26 protein-coding genes and 1 riboswitch are annotated in these 26,439 nt (G+C 69.9%); of the genes, 10 read left to right on the forward strand and 16 right to left on the reverse strand.

What is annotated here, in order from left to right; translation table 11 throughout:
* The first annotated feature begins 161 nt into the window (after positions 1–161).
* On the forward strand, positions 162–422 hold the full coding sequence (locus ACFOX0_RS30385) for an acetate--CoA ligase family protein (RefSeq protein WP_377552442.1): 261 nt from the start codon (positions 162–164) through the stop codon (positions 420–422).
* Positions 423–465: 43 nt separating this feature from the next.
* Here ACFOX0_RS30385 and ACFOX0_RS30390 read toward each other — a convergent pair whose 3' ends face one another.
* Genes ACFOX0_RS30390 through ACFOX0_RS30400 form a run of 3 tightly spaced genes read right to left on the reverse strand, consistent with a single transcriptional unit; the run spans position 466 to position 3,073 of the window.
* Positions 466–1,209 (reverse strand): SDR family oxidoreductase, encoded by a 744-nt coding sequence (locus ACFOX0_RS30390; RefSeq protein ID WP_377552444.1) that lies wholly within the window; start codon positions 1,207–1,209, stop codon positions 466–468.
* A 23-nt stretch (positions 1,210–1,232) separates the two neighbouring features.
* Positions 1,233–2,219 carry an alpha/beta hydrolase gene (locus ACFOX0_RS30395; RefSeq protein ID WP_377552446.1) on the reverse strand — a complete coding sequence of 329 codons (987 nt, stop codon included), beginning with the start codon at positions 2,217–2,219 and terminating at the stop codon, positions 1,233–1,235.
* The gene (locus tag ACFOX0_RS30400; protein WP_377552448.1) at positions 2,216–3,073 is read right to left on the reverse strand and encodes an SDR family NAD(P)-dependent oxidoreductase; all 858 of its coding nucleotides are present in this window, start codon (positions 3,071–3,073) and stop codon (positions 2,216–2,218) included. The genes ACFOX0_RS30395 and ACFOX0_RS30400 overlap by 4 nt, the downstream gene beginning before the upstream one ends.
* Before the next feature lie 259 nt (positions 3,074–3,332).
* Between ACFOX0_RS30400 and ACFOX0_RS30405 the strand changes: the two genes are divergently transcribed.
* Entirely contained in the window at positions 3,333–4,187 is an 855-nt protein-coding gene (locus ACFOX0_RS30405; protein WP_377552450.1) for a helix-turn-helix transcriptional regulator, read from the forward strand.
* Between the two features lie 361 nt (positions 4,188–4,548).
* Here ACFOX0_RS30405 and gdhA read toward each other — a convergent pair whose 3' ends face one another.
* From gdhA to ACFOX0_RS30430, 5 genes are all read right to left on the reverse strand, one after another.
* Positions 4,549–5,892 (reverse strand): NADP-specific glutamate dehydrogenase, encoded by a 1,344-nt coding sequence (gdhA, locus tag ACFOX0_RS30410; RefSeq protein ID WP_377552451.1) that lies wholly within the window; start codon positions 5,890–5,892, stop codon positions 4,549–4,551.
* 332 nt (positions 5,893–6,224) lie between these two features.
* Positions 6,225–6,554, reverse strand: a complete 330-nt coding sequence (locus ACFOX0_RS30415; protein WP_377552453.1) for a TraR/DksA family transcriptional regulator — start codon at positions 6,552–6,554, stop codon at positions 6,225–6,227.
* Positions 6,555–6,887: 333 nt separating this feature from the next.
* On the reverse strand, positions 6,888–8,294 hold the full coding sequence (locus ACFOX0_RS30420) for an FAD-dependent oxidoreductase (RefSeq protein WP_449288877.1): 1,407 nt from the start codon (positions 8,292–8,294) through the stop codon (positions 6,888–6,890).
* Positions 8,295–8,537: 243 nt separating this feature from the next.
* The gene (locus tag ACFOX0_RS30425; protein WP_377552454.1) at positions 8,538–9,659 is read right to left on the reverse strand and encodes a baeRF3 domain-containing protein; all 1,122 of its coding nucleotides are present in this window, start codon (positions 9,657–9,659) and stop codon (positions 8,538–8,540) included.
* A gap of 318 nt (positions 9,660–9,977) precedes the next feature.
* The gene (locus ACFOX0_RS30430) at positions 9,978–11,054 is read right to left on the reverse strand and encodes a hypothetical protein (RefSeq protein WP_377552456.1); all 1,077 of its coding nucleotides are present in this window, start codon (positions 11,052–11,054) and stop codon (positions 9,978–9,980) included.
* Positions 11,055–11,156: 102 nt separating this feature from the next.
* Here ACFOX0_RS30430 and ACFOX0_RS30435 point away from each other — a divergent pair, with 102 nt between their 5' ends.
* The 8 genes from ACFOX0_RS30435 (at position 11,157) to ACFOX0_RS30470 (ending at position 18,463) form a co-directional block, all read left to right on the forward strand.
* Positions 11,157–11,723, forward strand: coding sequence for a TetR/AcrR family transcriptional regulator (locus ACFOX0_RS30435; protein ID WP_377552457.1), 567 nt, complete (start codon positions 11,157–11,159; stop codon positions 11,721–11,723).
* Positions 11,724–11,998: 275 nt separating this feature from the next.
* Positions 11,999–12,370: an ArsR/SmtB family transcription factor gene (locus ACFOX0_RS30440; RefSeq protein WP_377552458.1), complete on the forward strand. Its 372-nt coding sequence runs from the start codon at positions 11,999–12,001 to the stop codon at positions 12,368–12,370.
* Positions 12,371–12,475: 105 nt separating this feature from the next.
* Positions 12,476–14,044, forward strand: a complete 1,569-nt coding sequence (locus ACFOX0_RS30445) for a peptide chain release factor 3 (protein ID WP_377552505.1) — start codon at positions 12,476–12,478, stop codon at positions 14,042–14,044.
* Positions 14,045–14,100: 56 nt separating this feature from the next.
* On the forward strand, positions 14,101–14,835 hold the full coding sequence (locus ACFOX0_RS30450) for a spermidine synthase (protein WP_377552459.1): 735 nt from the start codon (positions 14,101–14,103) through the stop codon (positions 14,833–14,835).
* 54 nt (positions 14,836–14,889) lie between these two features.
* Positions 14,890–15,001: riboswitch (SAM riboswitch) on the forward strand.
* Positions 15,002–15,310: 309 nt separating this feature from the next.
* Positions 15,311–16,216: an ABC transporter substrate-binding protein gene (locus ACFOX0_RS30455; protein ID WP_377552461.1), complete on the forward strand. Its 906-nt coding sequence runs from the start codon at positions 15,311–15,313 to the stop codon at positions 16,214–16,216.
* A gap of 93 nt (positions 16,217–16,309) precedes the next feature.
* Positions 16,310–17,047: an amino acid ABC transporter permease gene (locus ACFOX0_RS30460; protein WP_377552463.1), complete on the forward strand. Its 738-nt coding sequence runs from the start codon at positions 16,310–16,312 to the stop codon at positions 17,045–17,047.
* A 2-nt stretch (positions 17,048–17,049) separates the two neighbouring features.
* Entirely contained in the window at positions 17,050–17,838 is a 789-nt protein-coding gene (locus ACFOX0_RS30465) for an amino acid ABC transporter ATP-binding protein (protein ID WP_377552465.1), read from the forward strand.
* Positions 17,839–18,112: 274 nt separating this feature from the next.
* Entirely contained in the window at positions 18,113–18,463 is a 351-nt protein-coding gene (locus tag ACFOX0_RS30470; RefSeq protein WP_377552467.1) for a cupin domain-containing protein, read from the forward strand.
* A gap of 198 nt (positions 18,464–18,661) precedes the next feature.
* Here ACFOX0_RS30470 and ACFOX0_RS30475 read toward each other — a convergent pair whose 3' ends face one another.
* The 8 genes from ACFOX0_RS30475 to ACFOX0_RS30510 form a co-directional block, all read right to left on the reverse strand.
* Positions 18,662–19,207 carry a gluconokinase gene (locus ACFOX0_RS30475; protein WP_377552469.1) on the reverse strand — a complete coding sequence of 182 codons (546 nt, stop codon included), beginning with the start codon at positions 19,205–19,207 and terminating at the stop codon, positions 18,662–18,664.
* Positions 19,197–20,426: a D-mannonate dehydratase ManD gene (manD, locus tag ACFOX0_RS30480; protein ID WP_377552471.1), complete on the reverse strand. Its 1,230-nt coding sequence runs from the start codon at positions 20,424–20,426 to the stop codon at positions 19,197–19,199. The genes ACFOX0_RS30475 and manD overlap by 11 nt, the downstream gene beginning before the upstream one ends.
* A 24-nt stretch (positions 20,427–20,450) precedes the next feature.
* Positions 20,451–21,404: a sugar kinase gene (locus tag ACFOX0_RS30485; RefSeq protein ID WP_377552473.1), complete on the reverse strand. Its 954-nt coding sequence runs from the start codon at positions 21,402–21,404 to the stop codon at positions 20,451–20,453.
* A complete protein-coding gene (locus ACFOX0_RS30490; RefSeq protein ID WP_377552474.1) occupies positions 21,401–22,024 on the reverse strand; it encodes a bifunctional 4-hydroxy-2-oxoglutarate aldolase/2-dehydro-3-deoxy-phosphogluconate aldolase in 624 nt (207 codons plus the stop codon). Before ACFOX0_RS30490 ends, ACFOX0_RS30485 begins: the two co-directional genes overlap by 4 nt.
* Positions 22,025–22,028: 4 nt before the next feature.
* A complete protein-coding gene (dgoD, locus tag ACFOX0_RS30495) occupies positions 22,029–23,177 on the reverse strand; it encodes a galactonate dehydratase (RefSeq protein WP_377552475.1) in 1,149 nt (382 codons plus the stop codon).
* 3 nt (positions 23,178–23,180) lie between these two features.
* Positions 23,181–23,996 (reverse strand): carbohydrate ABC transporter permease, encoded by an 816-nt coding sequence (locus tag ACFOX0_RS30500; RefSeq protein ID WP_377552477.1) that lies wholly within the window; start codon positions 23,994–23,996, stop codon positions 23,181–23,183.
* Positions 23,993–24,943, reverse strand: a complete 951-nt coding sequence (locus tag ACFOX0_RS30505; protein WP_377552479.1) for a carbohydrate ABC transporter permease — start codon at positions 24,941–24,943, stop codon at positions 23,993–23,995. Before ACFOX0_RS30505 ends, ACFOX0_RS30500 begins: the two co-directional genes overlap by 4 nt.
* 74 nt (positions 24,944–25,017) lie before the next feature.
* Positions 25,018–26,307 carry an ABC transporter substrate-binding protein gene (locus ACFOX0_RS30510; RefSeq protein ID WP_377552480.1) on the reverse strand — a complete coding sequence of 430 codons (1,290 nt, stop codon included), beginning with the start codon at positions 26,305–26,307 and terminating at the stop codon, positions 25,018–25,020.
* Positions 26,308–26,439: the final 132 nt, after the last annotated feature.

Genomic DNA, 26,439 nt, shown 5'->3' on the forward strand with positions numbered 1-26,439 from the left:
GCCGCCGCTGGATCACCCGCTGGAAACCCGCCCTCAACGCCTTCGACCTCGCCTTCGACGGACGCCTGTCCGCAGGCCGTAACTGACCTTCACCAATATCGAGTTACACCGTTTTCTTGACACTCCCGACGCGCCCCGCAGCGTGGGCCCGGCGCGCGCCGGTGTTTGACCTGCCGGAACCGACGGTGCTGGCGCTGGGCCGTGCAGCCGGTCCGGGCATCGAGCTGGTGGCCGGGGTCGTACACGATCTGCTGTTCGGCTCGCTGGTTACGCTCGGCCTCGGCGGCATGCATACCGGGCTGTCCAGCGACCGCGCGCTGCGTCTCCTGCCGGTCACCGACCGCGACGCCGCGGCCATGGGGGCGTGTAGGGCGCGTCCGCATTGCCGGATCGGGAAACGCATACGGATCTGGCCGAATTGAGGAATCGGTCGCGTGCTGGGAGGGACTGTCCTGCGAGAAGCCGTCAGTGGTGGGACAGCATGCGCAGCGTTTCGGCGTATCGTCCTCGGGCCTCGGCGAACCGGAGGGGTTCGACCGTCTTGACGAGGATCTCCTGGAGATGCCCGGCGTCGGCGAGGATGTCCATGACCTCGTTGAGGAATGCCTCCAGGGGCATGGCGTTGGCTGCGTTCTGCTGGCCCATCAGCGTGGTACGCACTGCCGGTGGCACCAGCTCCAGGACCTCGATGCCGGTATCGGCCAGTTGAACGCGCAGGCTTTCGGTGAAGGAGTGGATGGCCGCCTTGGTGGCGTTGTAGGTCGGTGTGATGGGCAAGGGAACGAAGGCCAGCCCTGAGGACACGGTCATGATGGTCGCCTGGGGTTGGGCGGCGAGGTGAGCGGTCAGTGCGGCCACGAGGCGGATGGGGCCGAGCAGGTTGGTCGCGACGGTGGCCTCCGCCGTGGGCAGGAACCCGTCGTTGTGAAGATCTTCCGGCAGCATGATTCCGGCCATCGTGACCAAAACGTTGAGGTCGGGAAAACGCTGTAGTATCTGCGCGGTCACGTCCCGGATCGCGGCCGGGTCGGTGACGTCGAGGGCGATGGATTCGACACCCGGATTCGCCGCGACGATCTGCGCCAACCTGTCGGCTCGGCGCCCGGCGACGATAACCCGGTTACCCGCGGTGTGCAATCGCAGACCGAGACCGAGGCCGATGCCGGAGGTCGCGCCGGTGATGAGGACTGTGTTTCCGGTGAGCTTCATGGGGCTACCTCCGCCGGTCGGGTTCATTGGATGGTCGGCAGGGTGGTCAGCCAGTCGGTGACGGTCGTGACGTAGGTGGCGGGGTCGTGGCTGTGCATCGAGTGCGGCATGGTGGGAAAGGACCGGTAGGTGAACGTGTTGCCGGTGCTTTCGACGAGGTAGCGGACCCGGTCGACCTGCTGCGGGGAGATGGCCCCCACCAGGTTGCCGGTCTGCGGGTCGATGTGGTGGAAGTGGTGGGTGAACAAGACCGGGACCTTGACCTGACGCAGCATGTTGTCGTGGTCGCAGGTGAGCGTCGCTCGTCCGGACGCGAAGGCGTCGCCCCATTCCGGGTCGTACTCGCGGAGCTCCTGCGGCGGGTCGGCGGGGATGGCGGTCGGCGCCTCGCCGGTGCCGGCAGGAGCCATCCGGCGCAGTGCGGCGAGCATCCACCCGGGGACTTCGCGGGCCATCGCGGCCTGCATGCCGGTGAAGTCGCCGATCGACCACTGCGGTCCCAGCCACTTGTACCAGAGTTGGAACATCGGCCCCATGCCTTGCCGGACCGATTGTCCGACGGCGGGGTTGGTCTCGGAGGCGAAGAGTGGAGCGTCTTCGTAGACCGCGGCGCGTACCTGACCGGGGGTGGCGAAGGCAGACAGCCATGCGGCGACGACGCCGCCGGAGGACAGTCCGCCGACCACGACCGGACGGGCGACGACGTGGTCGATGAACCGGACCAGGTCACCGCCGATGACGTCGAGGCTGTAGCGGCCGGGTGTCCACGTGGAGCGGCCCTGACCGCGCAGGTCCACGGCGTAGACCTGGTACCGGTCGGCGAGCAGCCGCATCGCGGCCTCGTAGCCCCACCACGATTCGGTCTGCGCGGGGATGAGCAGCAGCGCAGGGTGCGACGGCGCGCCGGCCACGGCGTAGTTCATGCGGATCTCGCCGAGGTCGACGGTCTGTTCGGTGAACGCGTGCGGGACGAAGATGTCGGCGTGGTCTTCTGCTTCCAGGTAGCTCATCGGCCGACTCCGGTCAGTGCGACGGTCGCTTGCCAGAGTCGCCTCGCCTTGGCCGCGTCGAGGCCGATCCTGGCCGGCTTCCCAACGGCGGGGTGCCCCTTGATGGCGGCGAGACCATCCGGGCCGACGTACGCGTTGCCCGGCACGTTCTGTGTTGCCGCGTACAGCAGGGGCAGGGCCCCGTGTTCGGGGTCGTTGATCAGAAACGCGAAGCGGTTGATGACGTTGGCCCGCGAGTGCGCCGCCAGGGTCGTCGTCGCGATGCCGGGATGGGCGAGCACCGACCGCACCGAGCAGCCCGACGCGTCCAGCCGTCGCTGTAGTTCCAGGGAGAACAGCACGAGCGCGAGCTTGGAGTCGCGGTAGGCGTTCATCCGGTGGTATTTGCGCGCTCGCCAGTCGACGTCGTCGACGTTCAGCTTGGACTGGCGGTGCAGGCCGCTGGTCACGCTGACGACCCGGTCGGTCAGATGCGGCAGCAGCAGATTGGTCAGCACGAACGGGCCGGTGTAGTTCGTCGCGGTCTGCACGTCAAACCCGTCAGCGGTCCGCGCCGCGGGGATGTCCATGACCCCGGCGTTGTTGATCAGCACATCCAAGGGCCCGTCCCACGCCTGCACGAACCGGCGTACCGAGCTGAGGTCGGCCACGTCCAGGCGCCGTATTTCGAACGCACCGCGCATACCGGAGATGGCGCGGCGGCCCTTCCCGGTGTCGCGTACGCCGAGCACCACCCGGGCACCGACGCGCCCGAGTTCGCGGGCGGCGATCAGGCCGATACCGCTGCCCGCCCCGGTGATGACTACCGTCCGACCGGTCATGTCCGGTAGGTCGGCTGCTGTCCACTTGGCCATGCGGCCTCCTCGTTCCTATCGGTTGCGCACGATGGTTCGCGTACGGCGCCATCGCGCTACTCGCCTCAACCAGTGGACGCCACGGAGCAGCCGGGATGAAGGGCTCGCTCAACCACTGACCGGCAGTCAGTGGTTGAGCTCGCCGGCGACTGCGACGATGGAGGCGTTCCGGCCGCCCGACCGCCGCGGGCGGCACACCGTGGCGGGCCGCCGGCGCGCCGCGGTCGCATTGGCCGGGCGAACGACTCCGAGGAGACCCATGACGCAAACGGTGGACCGCGCAGCCCTGGGCGCCTTTCTGCGCGCCCGGCGCGAGGCGCTGCAACCGGAAGACGTCGGGCTACGGCGCGGGCCGCGCCGACGCACCCGCGGGCTACGCCGCGAAGAGGTGGCCGACCTGTGTGGCATGTCCGCCGATTACCTCGCCCGCCTGGAACGCGGCCACGGACCACAGCCGTCGCAGCCGATGGTCGCGGCCATCGCCCGCGGGCTGCGCCTGACCCCCGACGAACGTGACCACCTGTTCCTGTTGTGCGGCTACCGCGCTACGCGCCAGCGACTGCGCGGCGAGCACGTCAGCCCAGGACTGATGCGAGTTCTGGACCGGCTGCAGGACACCCCGGCACAGGTGATGGGTTCCCTCGGCGAGACGTTGCTGCAGACACCGCCCGCCATCGCCCTGCTCGGCGAACAAACCCACCACACCGGCCCGGCCCGCAGCGCCTCCTACCGCTGGTTCACCGATCCGACTGCCCGCGACCGCTACCACCCCGACGACCACGACTACAACAGCCGGGTCAACGTCGCACTCCTGCGGGCGGCAGCCATCCGGGAAGGACCCCGGTCCCAGGCCACTCACCTCGTCGCGAGCCTGTTGAGCGAGAGCACCGAATTCACCACGCTGTGGCAGCGACAGGAAGTCGGCCTGCGCTGGAGCGACACCAAACGATTCGTCCACCCCGAGGTCGGACACCTCGATCTGTTCTGCCAGCACCTTTACGACCCCGACCAGTCGCAGTCCCTACTCGTCTTCACCGCCACGCCCGGCACCGACAGCCACGAAAAACTGGCCCTCCTGAACGTCCTCGGCGTCGACACCTTCCCATCCGGCTGACCCCCGGCGTCCAGGGATCCGCTTCAACCGGCGTGGAACCGGACCTGCGGGGTTGCGGCGGGATTGGTTCGGAGGCACCCGGACAACTGGACTCCGCCACTTTCTTCAAGATCACCTTGTCACTGATCAGAAGGTCAGGGGTTCGAGTCCCTTTGCATGTCGGATTCGCGTACGTAACTGTTGCACCACGCCGGCTGTCCCGTGCTGATCGCTCGGCGCTCGCGCTGACATCGGCGTCGGCACGGCTGGGCTTCATTGAACCTTTTTCAATCTCCCCTTGCGGTCCGTCGTCCGCCGAGGTCGAAGACGACGTCCACGCGCCGCGCGGTCCAGGTTGAAAAAGGTTCATTCGGCGAGGACGTCAGATGAGCCCGTGTGCCAGCATCGCCTCGGCGACATTGCGGAAGCCTTCGATGTTGGCTCCGGCGACGTAGTTGCCCGGCATGCCGTACTCCTCGGCGGTGGCGAAGCAACGGTCATGGATGTCGCGCATGATCTCGCGCAGCCGCTGCTCGGAGTGCTCGAACGTCCAGGAGTCACGGCTGGCGTTCTGCTGCATCTCCAGCGCGCTGGCGGCGACCCCGCCGGCGTTGGCGGCCTTGCCCGGCACGAACCTGACCTTCGCCTCGGCGAAGGCGCGGACGGCCTCCGGGGTCGTGGGCATGTTGGCGCCTTCCACCACGACGATGCAACCGCCCCCGATCAGCGAGGCCGCCTCAGCGGCACCGATCTCGTTCTGCGTCGCGCAGGGCAGCGCGACCTGGCACGGCACCTCCCACACGGAACGGCCAGCGACGAACCGGGCGTGAGGCCGCTCGGTGACGTAGTCGCCGATCCGGAAACGGCGGACCTCCTTGAGGTCCCGGAGCAGCGCCACGTCGATGCCCGTGTCGTCGACGACGTAGCCGGAGGAGTCCGAGCAGGCCACCACCGTGCCGCCGAGCTGATGCACCTTCTCGATCGCGTAGATCGCGACATTGCCGGAGCCGGACACCACCACCTTCTTGCCGTCGAGTCCGGCGCCCACCGCACGCAACATCTCCTCGGCGAAGAAGACCAACCCGTATCCGGTGGCCTCGCGCCGCACCTGGGCGCCGCCGTAGCTCAACCCCTTACCGGTCAGCACCCCCGACTCGTACCGGTTCGTGATGCGCTTGTACTGGCCGAACATGTAACCGATCTCCCGGCCACCGACGCCGATGTCCCCTGCCGGGACGTCGGTGTATTCCCCAATGTGCCGATAGAGCTCGGTGATGAACGACTGGCAGAACCGCATCACCTCCCGGTCCGAGCGGCCCTTGGGATCGAAGTCCGAACCGCCTTTGCCGCCGCCGATCGGCATCCCGGTCAGCGCGTTCTTGAACACCTGTTCGAAGCCGAGGAACTTGACGATCCCCAGGTATACGGAAGGATGGAAACGCAACCCGCCCTTGTACGGCCCCAGCGCGCTGTTGAACTCCACGCGGAAGCCCCGGTTGATGTGCACCTCGCCGCGGTCGTCCTCCCACGGCACCCGGAAGATGATTTGCCGCTCCGGTTCACAGATCCGATCGATGATCTTCGCGTCCGCGTACTCGGGGTGCCGGTGCAACACCGGGACGACGCTTTCCAGCACCTCGCGTACGGCCTGGTGGAACTCGCTCTCACCGGGGTTGCGTCGCACCACGGCGTCGAAAATGACGTCGACCTTGTCCTGCGCTCTCACCGTGGTCCTCCCACCGTCAGGTTCGACCGGACGCGGAGGAGCAGCATTCCCCGCCGACGCCACTTCACCCACGACGTTGTGGACTGGGGTCGGTCACGACGGACGCCGGCACCGACTGCCGACGCACACTACTCCCACCGGCATGACACGCCGGCGTCGGGCGGCCAGCGGGCGACATCCGTCTCGCGCCGTTCGATTCCCTCGATCACGCAAGATCACCACGCTGCTCCAGCGTGCCGGCCTGGTTGACCAACATGTCCTGGGTGACGGGTGCTGCCATGATCAGCGGCCACGCCGGCTTGTCGCCGGCGTGGCCGTGGATCGTGGCAGCGTCATCCCTTGTGTTTCTGCTGACATGGAACACAGAACCGGGCGTGCGGCAGTACCTCGAGCCGTTCGACCGGGATGGGATTGGTGCATTTTTCGCAGCGGCCGTAGCGGCCCTCGGCGATGCGGCGCAGCGCACCGGTGATCTGCTCGAGGTTGTGCCGGGTGGCCGCCACCATCGCTGCACGGTTGTGTGCTTCGCCAGGGTCGCCGGTGTCGGCTGAGATCTCTGACAACTGCTTGAGCCGTGTGGTCTGGACGGCGAAGTCCTCGCTCAGCGAGGCGCGCAGGCCGGCGAGCCGGCCCTGGTCGGATACTTCGATGTCGACGCTCATGTGCCGTTCCTCCGCTGGGGAAGTCGAAAGCGCTTCGGGTAACAAAAAAGGGCGGAAGCTCGAACGGCTTCGCCCTGGCGATAACGGGTGAGGTGAATTACCTCGCTCGCCGGTGGGCCTCGACCCGTGGGTTGCGGGCGGCGTCGCCCGACCGAGCGGTATCCGTAGGCGAATGCGGCGATTGGCTGCGGCGCCGAGAGCTGGGCGGCCTCGACCGCCGCCACGATGGTGACGGTGTGTGAGCAAGGACTCGCCAGCAGCATCGGACCACCTTATGTCGATCACTCGGAGAAGCCAACCGCCTTGGCGATTCCCGCCGGGGTCGAGGGCTCCCTATCGCAGCGGGTCGAAAGGTGCCAGCTCTGCGGGAACCTCACCCTTGAGCACAGCCTGGGCCACCAACTGGCCGGTGATCGGGCCCAGCACGACACCCCACATGCCATGGCCACCAGCGACGAACACCCGCTCGGCAGCGGTCGCGCCGATCAGCGGTAAGCCGTCAGGGGTGCACGGCCGCGAGCCCACCCACTCGTCGCGGCGGTCGTCGACGTCCACGCCGGCGAGCAACGGCCGCACCGCCTCGACGACGGCGGCGATGCGTCGCGGGTCCGATTCGTCAGCAGGTCGGCGGAACTCCATCATCCCGGCCACCCGCAGCCGGTCGCCCAACGGAGTACATGCCACCCGCTGTGCCGGGAAGTACAGCGGGCCGGCGGGCATCCGTTCGACCGGCACACTGAAGCTGTAGCCACGCCCGGCCTGCACCGGGCGGCGTACCCCGAAGCGTGCGGCCAACTCACCGAACACCGCCCCGGTGGCGATGACCGCGGCGTCATGGCGGTGCTGCTGTCCGGACGGGCCGGTCACGTGAACGTCGGTGCTGGCTGACCGTAGGTCGGTCACGTCGCTGTTCTCGATGATGCGACCGCCGCGGGCCCGGACCGCATCCGCCAGCGACTGGATGAACTCGGGAGGGTTCAGGTACCGCTGCCCGAAGATCTGAACAGCGGTGCCGACCCGGTCGGTCAGCACCGGCTCCATCGATCGGACCTCCTGTCCGGTCACCGGACGGAAGGTCACGTCCTGACCGGCGTCGCGCATCTGCGCCAACTCGGTCAGCATTCCACGGCTGTCACGCTCCTGCGCGAAGCAGGCGAGAAAGGGTTCCGCCGGCTTCGTCAGGGCGGTCACACCGCCGGCCGCGAGAGCGTCGAAGGCTTCCAAGCAGCGCTCGTTGAGCGGGACGTAGGCGGCCATGCCCCGCCGCCATCGGCGGGCGGTGCTGTGAGCCGCGAACGACAGCAGGAAACGCCACAGGTCACGGTCGGCTCGCAATGGCAGGTAGACCGGGGATCGGGCGCTGAGCACCGCACGCAGGCCGTAGCGCAGCACTGCGGGCTCCGGGAGCGGGGCGGTGAGTCCCGGGGTCAGCCAGCCCGCGTTACCCCAGGATGCGCCGGCGCCGACGTGATGTCGCTCGTACACGGTGACCTGAGCACCGGCCTCCTGCAGAAACCAGGCGGTGGACAAACCGACCATTCCCGCACCGATCACAGCGACATCACGCGGTGAGCCGCTCACGAACGCGGGAGCGCCGGTCCCACCAGGCACGCCAGACAATACTGCTCCTCTACTGAGCTCTGCCGTCTCAACGGCCGACCGGTGACCCCGTCGGAGGACGTCCGAGAAAAAAGGGGCGCGAGGGCGACACCCCGCCCTGCATCCCGACCATGATCGCATGGCCGCCGAGAACCCGGCCAGAGCTGCAGCCGGTCACGTGAAGCCCCACACATTGCCGACGATCGGAACCATCAGGCAGATCGTCGGGGACCTGCGGGTGTTACGCGCGCAGATGGTGCGGAGCGGCCGGTAGGGCGCCAAGGGGCGGCCACGTGCCCGAACACGCTCGGTGATCCATCGACGTGACCGGCCGGGCCGGGCGGTCGGCCGACGTGCTCTGGGCGTGTTCGGGACCGGCGACGGTCAGTAGCGCAGGATCGCCGCCATCGGTGCGTTATCCGGCATTCGAGCACGGGGCACGGCGTAAACGGCGCCACCGCATCGCAGGGTGATCACTGCGGCAGAGTCCCGGTTATCCACCGCGCTGGTGCCTTCGCGCAGCCGGATGACCCGTGGAGTACCGGCGGCTGGATCCGTGCACACGAACAGGGTTTCGACACGGCCCTGCTCCGCCATGTCGCAGATCCCCGTCGCATCGACGCTCGTTCGGCCGGTTCCGCGCAGTTCCCGGTAGATCGCCGCCGCGGCGGTCTCCCCGGCACGTAGCACGGGTTCGGCCAGCGGCCAGGCGGCTCGGTGCAGCTGCTCCGGACTCACGTCGCGAGGATTGCCGTCTATGCCGTCGCCGATCAGCCCGGGGTGGGTGTTCGCCTGCCGGTAGAGAGCCTGCGTGGACCGCACACCGGCGAGTACCAGTGGCACGTCGTCGCCGGGCAGTACCTCGCGCAGCGCCCGGTCGACTCGCCGGAAGTGCTGCAGAACCAGCGGGGTGTGATCGTCTTGGCTGCCGTGGAAGACCGCGTGACCACCCGCGCCGCCACGGTCGGCGACGAAGGCGTGCACCTGCGCACGCCGGCGGGGCATGGTGAGCCACATGGCCAACGGCAGCCCGTCCAGGACCATCTGCTGGAGGCTGTGGCGGGAGCCCCGCCACAGCCGGATCTCGTCCTGGTTGAGGGCGAGAACGTAGAAGTGGCCCGCGGCGCCGAGCAGAGGCAGCAGTGGCCGCACCAGAAAACGGTCGCCGACGGCCACAATCTCGGGCAGCCGCAGCGGAACCTGGAACTGCCGGACGCTGCCCTGTTCGCAAAAGAGGGCCAGGCCGTCACCGGGTTGCTCGCAGCGTCGCGGCCGGCTCAGCAACCGGTGTGCCGGCTCCAGGACTGCCTGCGCCGCGGTGGCGGACACGCCGTCGGCACGTAGCGCCTTCTCGGCCTGTCTCAGCAGGCCCTTGATGCGAAGGCCATGACGGTCAGCCGCCGCTTTCGCCCGCGGAGTGGGCAGGAAAATTGATACACGGTGGCCGCCACGTTGCTCGGAGAATCCGATCAGGTCCTGCGCAGTCAGCGCGTTCGACACGTTCATCCTCGCCTCTCCAACAGGAGCATTGGGTGATCGCCGGCGCAGGCAGGTGCCGGTGGGATCGCGTGACTAATAGCCTGGCCGCCTCCGTCGCCCGGGAAACAGGGCTGCCGCCTCCTGTTCCAAGCCGTTCAAGCTGCCGGTCAACGGCAGGATCATGCGGTAGCCCGGGAACAACCAAGCTCGACATCGCCCTCTGCACATCTGGCCGATCGCGCTGCGTCGCCACGATCGGAGACGACAACAGGGTCGCGTCGCAATTCCCGCGACAGCAAGGTGATCGCCGCGCGGGGACGAGGCCATTAGGGCTCCTTAAGGCGGCTATGCTTCGAGGATCTGGTACTCGCCGCCGCAGGACTCGGCCAGGGTAGGGCCGAAAAGCGCCGCCGGGGTGTACGCGCCTGGCTTACTCTGTCCGTCGAGTAGCCGGCGGACTATCTCGGCCGGTACCGCGCCCGTCCAGGCCTGGGCCTCGCCGACGCGTAGCCAGCCCTCGCGCGTGCTGCCGTCCGCCCACTCGATGACGGCGTGGCCCCACGAGTGCTCGCGAGGCTTCGGTGCCGCCTTGAACCGCACCGCGGCCAGTCGCCGGCGCGCGAAGGCGCGGACCGGCCCGATGTTCAGCAGCGCGGTCGCCGCTGGCAGGATCGCGCGTACGACCGGCGATGCCGGGGCCTCGCTGGACGCGGAGACCACGTCCGCGGCGCCGCTGGCCCGCTGGGCGGCCATCAGCTCGCCGAGCGGCATGCTCGCCGTGGTGACGGTCGAACCGTCTGGCAGGACGAGCTGGATCGGGTCGCCGGCGAGTTTGTCGGCCACGAGTCGGCCATCGCGGTACCGCCGGCCCTGGAACCTCCTGCCGCCATCGACCCCTGGCAGGCCCTCCACGAGGGTGCCCGCGAGCGCGTCGCCGACGACGCCGGCCTCGACGATCAGCGATGGAACCATGTCGACTCGGACCCGCCGCGGGATCGGGCGTCCGTCGCACAGCTTCACCACGATGCTCTCCGTGGCGGTCACGCCGAACCCGGCACCGGTGACAGCGGTGCGCCCGGCGGCCGCGAACGCGTCGCCGCGGCCGAGGGTCGCCGATACCGCGGCGAGGTCGTTGGCCAGGTCGAGATAGTCGCTGGACGGCAGGCACGCGTCCAGCAGCGGCGCGGCGGTGTCGGTGAACGGCCCGATCGTGTTCACGACCACGGCCGGCCGTTCCCGCCGGATCGCGTCCGCCGTCTCGTCGACGGATCCGGCCACCACCGTCGGCAGGCCGTTTGCCGCGGCCGCGAGCCGTCCGGCGTCTCGACCGACCAGTACCGGCCGGATGCCCCGGTTCTGTAGTTCGGCGGCGATCGCCCGGGCGCTGCGGCCGGTCCCGCCGAGAATCCACACGTCTGTCATGGCACAGCTCCGCCCTGGTGCGGCGAGCGTCCCAGTGACGACACGCCGTGTCATGACTATATCGCCAATGACACTCCATGTCATCGTGGGTACAATTCCGGGATGGCACGATGGCAACCCGACGCGCGCGAACGGCTGCAGCAGGCGGCCCTCGATCTCTTCGCCGAGCAGGGCTTCGCCGCGACCACCGTGCCGGCGATCACCGCGCGGGCCGGCCTGACGACGCGCACGTTCTTTCGGCATTTCGCCGACAAGCGCGAGGTGCTCTTCGCCGACGAGGCCGAACTGCCCGCATACGCCGAGCAACTCGTCACCGAGGCGCCTGCCGACACCAGCCCGCTGGCCATCATTCTGGAGGGTCTGCGTGCCGTCGCCGAGGCTCGGTTCGAGGGCCGTAAGGACACCGTCCGGCAATGGCGAGCCATCGTCGCGACCGACGCCGGCCTGCGCGAGCGTGAGCTGCAGAAGCGGTCCACGCTGGCCGCCGCGCTGCGGAACGGGTTCCACGCCCGCGGCCTCGATCCGACCCGGGCCGCCTTGCTCGCCGAGACGGCGGCGACCCTGATGTACGTGTCGGTCACCGCATGGCTCGAGACCGACGACGACCGCAAGCTCTATGACATCATCGAGAGCACCCTCGCCACGCTGCAGGCAACCCTCGATGGGTAGTGCGATCCCGGGCCATCCCACGGGCCCAAACTGTGCTCGTAATCTTGAGGCTCCCGAACAATGCTTCGAGACCGTCAGACATCGACCCCACCGACCCTGGGACTGCCCCGGCTCCGGGTCCGGCGCCGTCGTGGCCGCCCGGCGGGGCGGGTCAGTCCGCCGCTCACCACGGTCACCGCGCCCCGGTGCAGCACGTTGGTGTAGACCGGGCGCGGTAGGCATTCGTAGTGATCCTGCCCTCGTCTTACCCACCAACCGGTGGTGTTGCTGCAACGATGCAAGATGTGGGAACACTGCAGACTACGACGCCCGCCATTTCGCCTCTTGCCGGCGAGCCGATCAAGCGTGCCGATGCCGAGCGGCTCGCGGGAGTGCTGAAGGCGTTCGCCGACCCGGCCCGGCTGCGACTGCTCAGCCTGATCCAGGCGGCTCCGGAGGGGGAGGCGTCGGTGAGTGACCTCACCGCGCCGCTCGGGCTCTCCCAGCCGACCGTGAGCCATCACCTCCGGATCCTGACCGAGGCCGGCCTGATCGAGCGGGAGAAGCGCGGCGTCTGGGCGTACTACCGCCTCGTCCCGTCGGCCATCGCGGCCATCGCCGACCTGTTGACCCCGCCCCGGAAGCGGGCCACGAAGAAGACCCGCTGAACGGCGCCGCCGAGGGGCGGCGTCCGCCGTCCCGAGCTGGGTAGTTTGGTGCCGCGTCGAGTGAGCGGGGAGTGGCAGGTGCCGGGAGCGGCAACGACGACCGCCGTGGGCGCCGAGGCGGCCCGTCGGCGCACATTCGCGGTGATTTCCCATCCCGACGCCGGGAAATCCACCATCACCGAGGCGCTCGCGCTGCACGCCCGGGTGATCGGCGAGGCCGGTGCGGTGCACGGCAAGGCGGGCCGCCGGGGCGTGGTGTCCGACTGGATGGCCATGGAGCAGCAGCGCGGCATCTCGATCACCTCTGCCGTCCTGCAGTTCGCCTACCGCGACCTGGTGGTCAACCTGCTCGACACCCCCGGCCACGCCGACTTCTCCGAGGACACCTACCGGGTGCTCACCGCGGTGGACTGCGCCGTGATGCTGCTGGACGCGGCCAAGGGGCTCGAACCGCAGACCTTGAAACTGTTCGAGGTCTGCCGGGCCCGCCGGATCCCCGTCATCACCTTCATCAACAAGTGGGACCGACCCGGGCGGGAACCCCTCGCCCTGTTGGACGAGATCGAGCAGCGGATCAACCTGCGTCCCACCCCGATCACCTGGCCGGTGGGCACCGCCGGCCACTTCCACGGAGTCGTCGACCGGCGCACCGGGGAGATGACCGCGTTCCAGCGCACCCCCGGCGGTGCCACCGCCGCGGTCGAGGAACAGCTGACCCCCGCGGAGGCGGCCCACCGGTACGGAGGGGACTGGCAACGCGCCGTCGAAGAACTCGACCTGCTCGGTCTCACCGGCGCCGACCACGATCAGGACACCTTCATGGCGGCCACCACCACCCCGGTGCTGTTCGGCGCCGCCGTCGCCAACTTCGGCGTCCGACAACTCCTGGAGGTGCTCGCCAGCCACGCGCCCGCCCCGCAGCCCCGGGTCGACACCGGCGGCACACCGCGCGGCGTCGACGCACCCTTCGCCGGGTTCGTGTTCAAGATCCAGGCGAACATGAACAAGGCCCACCGCGACCAGGTCGCCTTCGTGCGCGTCTGCTCCGGCCGGTTCAGCCGCGGCATGACCGTCACCCACGCGGGCACCGGCCGGCCCTTCGCCACCAAGTACGCGCAGCAGATGTTCGGCGCCAGCCGGGAAACCATCGACGAGGCGTATCCCGGTGACGTGATCGGGCTGGTCAACGCGACCGCGCTGGGCATCGGCGACACCCTGCACGACGGGCCGGCGGTGGCCTTCCCCCCGCTGCCGTCGTTCACCCCGGAACACTTCGCCGTCCTGCGCGCCGCCGACATCTCCACGTTCAAGCGCTTCCGTCGCGGCGTCGAGCAACTCGACGCCGAGGGCGTCGTCCAGGTCCTGCGCTCCGACCGGCGCGGCGACCAGGCCCCCGTTCTCGCCGCCGTCGGCCCCATGCAGTTCGAGGTCGCCGTCGCTCGCCTCGACGCCGAGTTCGGTGTGCCCACCCAGCTGGAGCACCTGCCGTACCGGGAGGCCCGCCGCACCGACGCGGCCAGCCAGGAACGGCTGCTCGGCGTACCCGACGCCGAGGTGCTCACCCGGCTGCGCGACGGGGCGCTGCTGGCCCTGTTCACCAGCGGTTGGCGAATGCGCTCCATCGCCGACAGCCGACCGGGCGTGACCCTCGAACCCCTCCTGGCGGCCGACTGACCGACCAGCCATCGACCAGCGACCGACCGGCCACCGGCCGAGAACGAGGAGAGACGATGGGACGCCGCTTCGAGGAGATCGACTGGCGGGAGACGCCGATCGGCGCCATCAGCCTGCGGCGGCGGTTGGACCCGGCGCTCGACGTCGACGTCTACGAGGTGAAGCTGGACGACGAGTACCTCATGTCCAGCCTGTTCACGGTGGCCGAGGTGGAACTCGCCCGGCTCGCCCTGGCCGAGCTGCCCGGGGCCGACCTCGACGTCGCCGTCGGCGGCCTCGGTCTCGGCCACACCGCCGCGGCCGTGCTGGACGACCGGCGGGTACGGACGCTGACCGTGATCGAGGCACTCGACGAGGTGATCTCCTGGCACCGGCGTGGCCTGTTGCCCCTGGCCAGCCGGCTCACCGGCGATCCGCGCAGTCGCCTGGTCCGGGGGGACTTCTTCGCCGCGGTCAACGACCCCACCGGTCTCGACCCGCAGGCGCCCGGCCGGCGCTTCGACGCGGTCCTGGTGGACATCGACCACACTCCGCGACACGTCCTGCACCCCAGCCACGCCGCGTTCTACACCGCCGCCGGTCTGCACCGGCTCGCCAGCCGGCTCCGGCCCGGCGGGGTGTTCGCCCTCTGGTCCGACGACCCGCCCGACGACCGGTTCACCGGCACCCTCGCCGAGGTGTTCGGGACCGTACGGGCCCACGTCGTCACCTTCGCCAACCACCTGACCGGTGGCGAGAGCGCCAACACCGTCTACGTCGCCACCCACGCGAGACCCGCCGGGCTTGCGTGAGGCGCCTCATATCGGCTGGACAGCGGCGCCGTCCGGGCTGCTAGGTTCTTAGCAGGTCATGAGCGCCAGCGCGAAGCCCCGGCTCGCTGGCCGGCAACCCTCCTCCGCGGTGGGGTGCCCCGGGTGAAGACCAGGTGCCGGAGTTGTTCCGGCGCAAGCGTGGCCTGGGTTCCAGGTCAACAGCCCTGGAGGACCCGTGTCTGCTCTCATCTGCGCACCACCGCGACCCGCCGTCGCCTTGGGCGTGACCCCGCCGGCAGCGGTGCAGCCGCTGCTGGTCCGACGGCGGCACATCGACCTGATGCGCGTGCACGGCGCCGGCTGTCGCCCGTACGTAGCGCGCTGACCAGCTAGTTCCCCTGCTGTCCTCATCCGGCGGTGCCGTTCGCGGACCCGCCGCCGAGGGGTGGTGTCCCCGTACCCGCCCCGCTGGCGGTGGCGCCTACCCACCGCACGATCAACCCTGGAGTCACCCGTGCGTTCTCGTTCCCTCCTGGCCACCTTCACTCCGCTCGCCGCGGCCGCGATCCTCGCCACCACGGCGTTGGCCGGCTGCGGTGGATCCTCCAACGCCGCCTCGGCCGACAACCCGTACGGGCTGCTGCGGCCCGGCGTGCTGCGGGCCGGCACCCTGACCGACGCACCGCCGAACGTCTACCTCAAGGACGGCAGGTTCACCGGCTTCGACAACGACCTGCTCACCGCCGTCGCCGGCAAGGTGGGGCTCAAGGTGGAGTTCGTCGGCACCGACTTCTCGGCGCTGCTGTCCCAGGTCAACAACCACAAGTTCGACGTCGGCAGCTCGTCCATCACCATCACGGAGGCCCGGAAGAAGACCGTGGACTTCGGCAACGGGTACGACTTCGGCTACTTCGGGCTGGACGTACCGGCCGGATCGCCGATCAAGGGCTTCGACCAGCTGACCGGCAAGCGGGTCGTGGTGGTGCAGGGCACCGTACAGGACGACTACGCCACCGGTCACCACCTCGATCCGGTCCGGGTGCCGGACTACAACGGTGCGCTCAACCAGATCAAGGCCGGCACCGCCGACGCCTGGATCGCCCCCGCTGAGATCGGCGAGAAGACGGCAAAGGACAGCGGTGGCAAGGTCGTGCTGGCCGACAAGCAGTTGAGCCCCGCCCCGACGGCGTTCGCGGTGGCGAAGGGCAACGACAAGCTGCGTGCGGCGCTGAACCGCGGCCTGGACGAGGTCATCGCGGACGGTACGTGGACGAAGCTGCAGGCGCAGTACTACCCGGGTCGACCGATCCCGGCGGACTTCAAGCCGGGCAGTGGAACGGTTGCGCCGCCGGCCGGCCCCGCACAGAGCGGGCCGGCCTCCCCGTCGGACGCCGTCGCGTCGGCCACGCCGGCGTCCTGACCGGTACGCGGTAACGAAGTCGTAGCGGGAAATGAAGAGAGATCGATGGATCCGCTGAGTACGTTGTGGTCAACCTTTTTCGACTGGTCATCCATGCGGCAGGCCCTGCCCGAGATGCTGGCCGTGGGGTTGCGCAACACGCTGGTGCTGTCGGTCTCCGCCGCCCTGCTCGGGTCAGTGCTCGGCATGGTGCTGGCCGTCGCCGGCATCGCCCGTACCCGCTGGTTACGGTGGCCGGCGCGGATCTACACCGACGTGTTCCGCGGGCTGCCGGCCGCGGCGACGATCCTGCTGATCGGGGTGGGCCTGGCCCCGCTCGGGTTGCAGGTCTGGGGGCCCAACCCGTACCCGTTGGGCGTCCTGGCGCTCTCGTTGATCGCCGCCGGCTATCTCGGCGAGATCTTCCGGGCCGGGATCCTCAGCGTGGAGGCCGCCCAGCTGGAGGGCGCCCGGGCGCTCGGCCTGTCCTGGGGAGCGGCGATGCGGCTGGTGATCATTCCGCAGGGGGTGCGCCGGGTCCTGCCGGCCTGGGTGAACCAGCTGATCGCCTTGATCAAGGACTCCAGCCTGGTGTACTTCCTCGGGCTGGTAGCCAGCCAGCGGGACCTGTTCCGGATTGGCCAGGATCACGCTGCCACGACCGGAAACGAGTCGGCGCTGCTGCTGGCCGGACTGTTCTATCTGGTGTTGACCGTGCCACTGACGCACGCGGTCAACTGGCTGGATCGCCGGCTTCGCCAGGGTCGGCCGTCCGGCGTACAGGCAGAGTCGGACGACGATGCGCCGGCACCAGCGGCGACGCACCCGCTCCCCGCCGGACCGAGGACTTGATGATGACGCGAACCGACACCAATACCCACACTGGCGGCGCCGAACGGGAGCTGGCCCGGCGCGACGGATCGGTAAGCCTGGCCGTCCGCGACATCCACCTGGCCTTCGGGTCGAACCGGGTGTTGCGCGGGGTCAACCTTGACGTGCCCCGCGGCGGTACGGCGTGCGTCATCGGCCCGTCCGGCTCCGGCAAGTCGACCCTGCTGCGTACGATCAACCGGCTGATCGAACCGGACCGGGGGGACGTGCTCCTGGATGGGCGCAGTGTGCTCGGTGACGACCCGGATGCCCTGCGGCGGCGGATCGGGATGGTGTTCCAGCAGTTCAACCTCTTTCCACACCTGAGCGTGCTGCGCAACATCGTCCTGCCGCTGCGCAAGATCCGGCGGTTGCCACCGGACGAGGCCGAGGCGCTGGCCCGGGCGCAACTGGAGCTGGTCGGGCTGGCGGGCAAGGCGGACGCCCGGCCCGGGCAACTCTCCGGCGGCCAGCAGCAGCGGGTCGCCATCGCCCGGGCCCTGGCCCTGCGCCCGCAGGTCATGCTCTTCGACGAGGCCACGTCAGCGCTGGATCCGGAGCTGGTGAAGGGAGTCCTGGGATTGATGGCCGACCTGTCGGCGGCCGGCATGACCATGGTGGTGGTCACCCACGAGATGGGATTCGCCCGTCAGGTTGCCGACACGGTCGCCTTCATGGACCGCGGAGTGGTGCTGGAGGCCGGTGCGCCGACAGCGGTCTTCGAACGCCCCGAGCATCCCCGGCTGCGCCGGTTCCTGGCCCAGGTGCTGTGACGGCCCCCGGCCGGGACCCGGGGCCGGCCGGGGCCCCGGGGTGGGTCAGCGGAACACCCAACCGAGGTAGCCATCACGCCGGGGTCCGACCCCACGTCGCGGTGCCCGGAAAGGAAGCCCTACCGCTGGCCGACCCGCCCGCCCTGCATGCCGACGCGACCGCGGGCACGCTGCCCAGCGGCAAGCTCGTCATCACCGTCGCCGACGCCTGATCACCACCCGATCGATCCCGAAGGAGCCGAATCAGACCAACGGCCGCTACTGCCTGATCGACATGTACGTCCCCGACGGCGGCGGCCCACCGCCGCACCGGCACGACTTCGAGGAGATGTTCACGCTCCTGGAGATCGAGTTCACCTTCCGCGGTGCCAAGCACACCGTACGGGCCGGATCCACCATCAACATCCCGGCAAACGCGCCACATTACTTCCGCAACGTCTCCGGGGCACCGGCCCGGATGTTGTGCATGTGCACCCCCGCCGGGCAGGACGAGTACTTCATGCGCATCGGCGACGTCGTCGCCGGCAAGGACGCGCCCCCGCCCCAGCTGTCCCGGGACGAACTCGCGCAGCGTCGCCAGCGCGCGGCGGAACTGGCGGCGACCTACCGCTCCGAATTCCTGTAACCGATCGTCCGGACTGGGGAGGAAGATCATGGGTGGACTGGCTGTGGTGACCGGCGCATCCTCCGTGCTACGGCGGGCCGCGGGCCGGCAGTCGGGGTCTACCTGGACGCCCAGCCCGACCGAGGCCGGCCGGCGCCCCAGCGAGCACCGGGGCGTCGCCGCGGAGATGCCGGCCGGACCGGCGACCTCGGCGGGCGGTCAGCGACCGTCGAGCGGCAGCCGCCGGAGCAGGCCGAGCCGGCGGACCGCCGCCGCGACGAGGTCGTCCGGCGCTGCCGCCACCTCGAGCACGACGCCGGACTCGTCCGGCTCGAGGGGTTCCAGGATGGCCCGCTGGGAGTCGAGCAGGCTGGCCGGCATGTAGTGCCCGACCCGCCGGTCCAGCCGCTCCCGGATCAGCTCGGCCGTACCGTCCAGGTGCAGGAACTCCACCTCCGCGGGACCCTGCCGGAGCACGTCCCGGTAGGAACGCTTCAACGCCGAGCAGGTGACGATGGTGGAGACCCCCTCGGCGTGCCGGTCGCCCATCCAGCCGGCCAGGGTGCGCAGCCATGGCCAACGCTGCGCGTCGTCCAGCGGGATGCCGGCGCGCATCTGGGCCACGTTGGCCGCGGAGTGGAACGCGTCCGCCTCGGCGAAGCGCAGCCCGGTCACCTCGGCGATGCCCCGCGCCACGGTCGTCTTGCCCGCCCCGGCCACGCCCATCACCACGACGTGCCGGGTGACCGCCCGCTCACCAGTCATGGACCGTGCCGTCCTTGAGCCGGTTGAACGGCAGGTACGCCGGCTGGTACGGGAACCGGGCGGCGGCCTCCTCGTCCAGTTCCACGCCCAGGCCGGGCTGCTCCCCGGGGTGCAGGTAGCCGTCGGCGAAGCTGAACGACTGCCGGAACACCTCGTTGGTGAGCGCCCCGTGCTGCATGTACTCCTGGATGCCGAAGTTGTGGATGGCCAGGTCCAGGTGCAGCGCGGCGGCCATGCCGACCGGCGAGATGTCGGTCGGGCCGTGGATGCCGGACTTGATCTGGTACTGGGCGGCGTAGTCGAGCAGCTTGCGCATGGCGGTGATGCCGCCGGTGTGGGTGACGGCGGACCGGACGTAGTCGATCAGCTGCTCGCGGATCAGCGTCTGGTAGTCCCAGACGGTGTTGAAGACCTCGCCGATCGCCAGCGGCGTGGTGGTGTGCTGGCGGACCAGGCGCAGCGCCTCCTGGTTCTCCGCCGGGGTGCAGTCCTCCAGCCAGAACAGGTCGTACGGTTCGAGGGCCTTGCCGAGCTTGGCCGCCTGAATGGGGGTCATCCGGTGGTGACCGTCGTGCAGCAGCGGCAGCTCGGGGCCGAACTCGTTGCGGACCGCCTCGAAGACACCGGGCAGGTGGCGCAGGTAGGCGCGGGTGTCCCAGTCCTCCTCGGCGGGCAGCGGGGCGCGCTGGGCCGGCTCGTAGTCGTAGCGCTTGCCGTCGACGCCGGGCTGGGCGGCGACGCCGTAGACGGCGTTGATGCCGGGCACCGAGGTCTGCACCCGGATGGAGCGGAAGCCCAGCTCCAGGTGCTGGCGGATCGAGTCGAACAGCTCCGGCAGGTCCCGCCCGGAGGCGTGCCCGTACGCCATGATCCCGGTCCGGGATGCGCCGCCGAGCAGCTGGTAGAGCGGCATCCCGGCGGCCTTGGCCTTGATGTCCCAGAGCGCCACGTCGACTGCCGCGATGGCGGCCATGGTGACCGGCCCGCGCCGCCAGTACGCCGACCGGTAGAGGAACTGCCAGGTGTCCTCGATGCGGTGCGGGTCGCGCCCGATCAGCAGCGGGTTGACGTGGTCGGCCAGGTAGGACGCGACGGAGAGTTCACGCCCGTTGAGGGTGCCGTCGCCCAGGCCGGTGATCCCCTCGTCCGTGGTGATCTTGAGGGTGACGAAGTTACGGTCGGGACTGGAGACGATCACGTCAGCTGCGACGATCTTCACGCGGTTGCCTTTCTCGGGGTGGGATCAGCGGACGGTGCTGCCGGATTGCCGCCCGTCAAGCAGGGCCAGCTCGTCCCGGCGCGGCAGGGCCTCCCAGTCGCCGTGGCCGGCGACGGCGAAGGCACCCAGGGTGACGGCGCGGCGCAGCCGTCCCGCCAGGTCGAGGCCGTCCAGGTGGCCGGAGAGGTAGCCGGCCGTGAAGGCGTCCCCCGCGCCGACGGTGTCGACCGCCGTCACGGGCACCGCCGCCGTCTCCACCCGGCCCTCCCGGGTGTACGCGCGCGCGCCGTCGCCCCCGAGCTTCACCAGCACGGTCGACACGCCGCGGTCCAGCAGCCCGGCCACCACGGTCGGCTCGTCGGCGCCGTGGTCGCCGAGCAGGTCCAGCTCGTCGTGGGAGGCGACCACCACCGCGGCGTGGCCGGCGAGCGGGGTGAGCACCGCGCGGGCGGCGTCCCGGCTCCACAGCCTGCTCCGGTAATTGACGTCGAGACAGACCAGCGCGCCGGACCGGGCGGCGGTGCCGGCCGCCCACTCGGTGGCCGCCCGGGCGCTGTCGGACAGCGCCGGGGTGATCCCGGTCAGGTGCAGCACGTGCGTGCCGGCCGCCAGGGCGGGCCGCAGGTCGTCGACGGTCAGCGCCGAACCGGCCGAACCGGCCCGCTGGTAGATCACCCGGGTCAGGTCGGCGGTCCGCCGTTCCAGGAACATCAGCCCGGCCGGCCGGTCGGGGTCGCGGACGACGTGCCCGACGTCCACCCCCTCGGCGCGCAGCTGCCGGAGTAGGAACAGGCCGAGTTCGTCGGCGCTGACCCGGCCGGCGAAGGCCGCGCGGTGGCCGAGCCGGGCCACGCCGATGGACACGTTGGACTCGGCGCCGGCCAGGTACGGGGTGAGCGGGCCGCCGACGGTGAGCGGCCCGGCCGAGCGCAGCGAGACCAGCGCCTCGCCGACGGTCAGCAGGTCGACGCCGGTCATGCGACCGCGGCGAGGTAGGCGCGGGCCCGCTCGCGCAGCGCGTCGAGGTCCCCGCCGGAGGCGGCGTCGCCGACCAGCGGACCACCGACGCCGACCGCGATCGCCCCGGCGGCGAGGTAGCCGGGCAGGTCGGCCAGGCCGACCCCGCCGACCGCGACGAACGGGATGTCCGGGAACGGGTCGCGCAGCGCCTTCAGGTACGCCGGCCCGCCCAGCGACGCCGGAAAGAGCTTCACGACAGCGGCGCCGGCCTGAACGGCGAGGTACGCCTCGGTCGGGGTGAGCGCTCCGGCGGCCACCGGCAGCCCGCGGCGGGCCGCCTCGGGGATGGAGTCGAGGACGGCCGGGGTGACGACGAACTGGGCGCCGGCGGCGGCCACGTCGGCGACCGCGGCCGGGGTGAGCACCGTACCGGCGCCGACCAGGGCGTCGGGCGGCGCGGCGGCCCGGATCGCGGCGATGGCGTCACACGCGTCGGGGGTGGTCAGCGCCACCTCGACCACGCGTACGCCCGCGGCGAGCAGGGCGCTGCCGGTGGCGACGGCGGCGGCGGTGTCGGTGCCGCGGATGACCGCCAGCAGGCGGGTGGTGGCGAGCTCGGCGGTGAGGTCGGGGGTCATCTGGTCACCATTCCGCATAGGAGCCGTCCCGGTGCCGCCACATCGGGCTGCGCCAGGCGTGACCGCGCTGGTCAGCGGCACGAACGGCCGACTCGTCGATCTCGATGCCGAGGCCGGGCCCGGCGAGCCGCTCGACGTACCCGTCCACGAAGGCCAGTGGCGTCTTGTCCAGACAGTAGTCGAGCACCTCGGCGCCGAGGTTGTAGTGGATGCCGACGCTCTGCTCCTGGATCAGGTAGTTCGGCGTGGCGAAGCCGACCTGGAGGCAGGCCGCGAGGGCGATCGGGCCGAGCGGGCAGTGCGGGGCGAGCTGGACGTCGTACACCTCGGCCAGTGCGGCGATCTTGCGGACCTCGGTGATGCCGCCGGCGTGCGACAGGTCCGGCTGCGCCACCGCGATGCCGGCCTGGAAGACGGGCAGGAACTCCTGCCGGCTGTACAGCCGCTCCCCCGTCGACACCGGGGTGGTGGTGGAGCGGACGAAGTCGCCGATCAGGTGGGAGTTCTCCGGAACGACCGGCTCCTCGAGGAAGAACGGCCGGAACGGCTCCAGCAGCGGGGCGACCCGGCGGGCACTGGCCAGGGTGAACCGGCCGTGGAAGTCGATCGCCACGTCCCGGTGCTCCCCGAGCACCTCCCGGGCGGCGGCCACCCGGGCCACCACGCCGTCCAGCTCGGCGACCGACGCGACCGGGCTCATCTTGCCGGAGGCGTTCATCTTGACCGCCGTCAGGCCCGCCTCGACCTGGGCGGCGATGTGGTCGCGGACCTCGCTGGGCTCGTCGCCGCCGACCCAGCCGTACACCCGGATCCGGTCGCGGACCGGGCCGCCGAGCAGTTGGTGCACCGGGGCGCCGTAGTGCTTGCCGGCGATGTCCCAGAGCGCCTGGTCGAGGCCGGCCACGGCGCTGGCCAGGATCGGCCCGCCCCGGTAGAAGGAGCCCTTGGTCATGACCTGCCAGTGGTCCTCGATCCGCAGCGCGTCCCGGCCGATCAGTAGTTCGGCGAGCTGGTCGACCGCGGCGCGGACGGTCTCGGAGCGGCCCTCGCAGGTGGCCTCGCCCCAGCCGACGACGCCGCTGCCTGTCTCCACCCGGACGAAGAGCCAGCGGGGGGCGACGAGGAAGGTCTCGATCCGCGCGATGGTGGTCATGCCTCAACCCTTCGTCGCACCGGCGGTGAGGCCGGAGACCACGTACCTCTGCACGAAGAGGGCGATCACCATGATCGGCAGGGTGACCACGGTGGCCGCGGCCATCAGGCCGCCCCAGTCGATGCTGGCATAGCCGACGAAGTCGAAGATCGCCACCGGCAGGGTCTTGGTGTTCGCGCCGGAGAGGACCAGGGCGAACATGAAATTGTTCCAGGAAAAGATGAAGGACAGGATGCCGGCGGTCGCGATGCCGGGCACGGAGAGCGGCAGGGTGATCCGGCGGAACGCGCCGACGTGGGTGAGCCCGTCGACCAGCGCGGCCTCCTCCAGTTCCTCGGGCAGGCCGTCGAAGAAGCCCATCATGATGTAGACGATCAAGGGCAGCGAGACGAACATGTGGCTGAGGATCAGCACGGTGAAACCGCCGACCATCTGCAGGTTCGAGAAGACGTAGTACCAGGGCACCAGGAGCGAGACACCGGGGATGACCCGGGCCATCAGCACCACCAGGGCCGACTTCTTCATGTTGAACCGGCTCATCGAGTACGCGGCCGGCACGCCGAGGATCAGCGACAGCACGGTCGCCGCGAACGCCACCCAGAGGCTGTTGCCGATGAACTGGACGTAGTGCGACTGCTTGAGGACGTTGGCGTAGTTGTCCAGGGTGGGCGAGAAGATCAGCGCCTTGCCGGTGTCGTAGATGTCGACGTTGGTCTTGAGCGACGCGGCGACCATCCACGCCAGCGGGGCGATCAGCGACAGCACCACCAGGGTGAGGGCGACCACCCGGAACACCCGGTACGCGGGACTGGCCTTCATCGCTTAGCCTCCTTGCGCCGCCGCGCGGTCAGGGCCCACATCGACCCGACGATGATCAGGAAGAACAGGATGAGGACGGTGGAGGAGACGCCGTACTCGTTGTAGTCGAAGCTCAGCCCGTAGGCGTACACGTTCAGGGTCTCCACCTCGTGGAAGGAACCGCCGCCCTTGCCCTTGGTGGCGTAGAGGATGTCGAAGGTCTTCAGCGCGTCGATGCCGCGCAGCAGGATCGCCACGATGACCGTGGGCATCAGCAGCGGCAGGGTGACGTGCCGGAACCGCTGCCAGCTGCTGGCACCGTCGATCCGCGCCGCCTCCTGCGGCTCCTCGGACAGCGAGGTCAGGCCGGCGAGCAGGATCAGCACCACCATCGGGGTCCACTGCCACACGTCGATGAAGATCGTGGTGTAGAGGGCGGAGTTCTGGCCGGTGAGCCAGGGCTGCGGGCCGACGCCGAACCGGCCGAGCACCTGGTTGGCCAGGCCGATGTTGGGGTCGAAGATGAGCCGCCACATCATGCCGACCGCGACCGGGGTGGCGACCAGCGGCAAGAGGATGGCGACCCGGACCCACTTCTGGCCCTTGAACGGCCGCCAGAGCAGCAGCGCGACGGCCATCCCGAGGACCACCTCGAAGGCCAGCGCGATCAGGGTGAAGGTGGCGGTGCGACCGACCGCCGGCCAGAACCGGTCGGTGTCCGACAGCACGTCGAGGTAGTTCCGGAAGCCGATGAACTCGCTCTCGGCCCGGACGGATCCCTCGGCGTCGGTGAGGCTGAGCCAGACGGTCCAGCCCAGCGGAATCACGATCAGCGCGGCGACGAACGCCATCGCCGGGGCGGCGAAGAGCCACTTGCGGTGGTCGTTGGCCCAGCGCGCCCAGCCGGGCGTGTCGGGCATGACGCCGGCGCCGCCGGGCGCGCGGCGGGGGGAGGTGACGGTTGCCATGAGATCTCCGGGGTGGGCGGGCCGACAGGGGTACGCGGGTGGTGGGGCGAGACGCCCCACCACCCGCGCGCGGCTTACTTGGCCTCGTCGTCCAGGAACTTCTGGAAGGCGTCGTTGGCGGTGTCGGCCGCGGCCGCCGGGTCCTTACCGGTGATCGCGTCGACGATCGGCTGGCCGACGATCTCGCGGGCCTGGCCGACCTTCACGACCACGGGCCGGTCGTGGGCGACGCCGCCCTGGGTGCTGGCCTTGATGGCCTCGACCAGGTCCTTCGGGTAGTTCTCGGTGCCCTGCGGGTCGGCCCAGACGGAGGTACGGGCGCTCGGCACGCCGGCCTTCTGCTGGGCGAGGGTCTGCTCCTTGCCGGTGGCCCACTCGATGAACTTCCAGGCGTTGCTCTGGTTCTTCGAGGCCTCGTTGACGCCCAGCGCCCACGAGGGGATGTTGTACGGCTTGGAGCCGGCCGGACCGGCCGGGAACGGCGCGAAGCCTACGGTGTCGGACACCTTGGACTTGGCCGGGTCGGTGGCGTTCTTGTAGAGCGAGTTGGCCTCGGTGTAGAAGGCGGCCTTGCCCTGGGTGAAGATGGCCATCGCGTCGGGCCAGCTCATGTCGGTGCTGACGTTGGCCGGGCCGCTGTCCTTGATCAGGCCGCCGTAGTAGGCGTACGCCTGCTTGGCGGCGTCGCTGTTGACGGTGGCCTTGCCGCTGCCGTCGACGAAGTCACCGCCGAAGCTGTACAGGAAGCTGGAGAACTGGGTGACCGCCGGCGACTTGCCGGTGCGGGCCACGAAGCCGGCCACGCCCGGGGTGGTCGCCTTGACCTTGGCGGCGGCGGCCTTGAGCTCGTCGAGGGTCTTCGGCGGGGCGCTCAGGCCGGCCTTGGCCAGCAGGTCCTTGCGGTAGTACAGGACCTCCTGCTCGGTGATGATCGGCACGCCGACCGTCTTGCCCTCGTACGTGGTGGCCTCGACCGGGCCGGACTGGAAGTCCGAATAGTCCCAGTCCTTGCCGGACTTGACCTGGTCGGACAGATCGGCCAGGTACTTGTTCTTGGCGAAGAGCTTCCCCTCTTGGAGGGGCCGGTACATCATCACGTCGAGGTCGGACGAGCCGGCGTTGAGCTTGACGTTGTACTGGTCCGAAAGCTGGTCCTCGCCGAGCTGGTTGATCTCGACCTTGAGCCCGGTCTGCTTCTCGAACTCGGGCAGAGCCTTCTTGAGGTTCTCCGTCCACACGTGGTTCGCGAGGGTCACGTGGATGGTCTTGGACGCGCCGCTGTCGTCGCCCCCGCTGCCGCAGGCGGCCAGGCCCATGGCGACCACCGCGGCCAGAGACGTACCGATTATTGATCGACGTCGCACGTCATCTCTCCTTTTCTCGTGGTCGCCGCCCCGGGGGAAGAGCGCCACAACACTGTAACGTCCGCTTAACAACCGGATGTTAGGCCGAAAGATCTGATTTATTCAAGGGTTGATTCTCAACTGATATGATCC

The sequence above is a fragment of the Micromonospora zhanjiangensis genome (assembly GCF_042650605.1).
GTDB lineage: Bacteria > Actinomycetota > Actinomycetes > Mycobacteriales > Micromonosporaceae > Micromonospora_J > Micromonospora_J zhanjiangensis.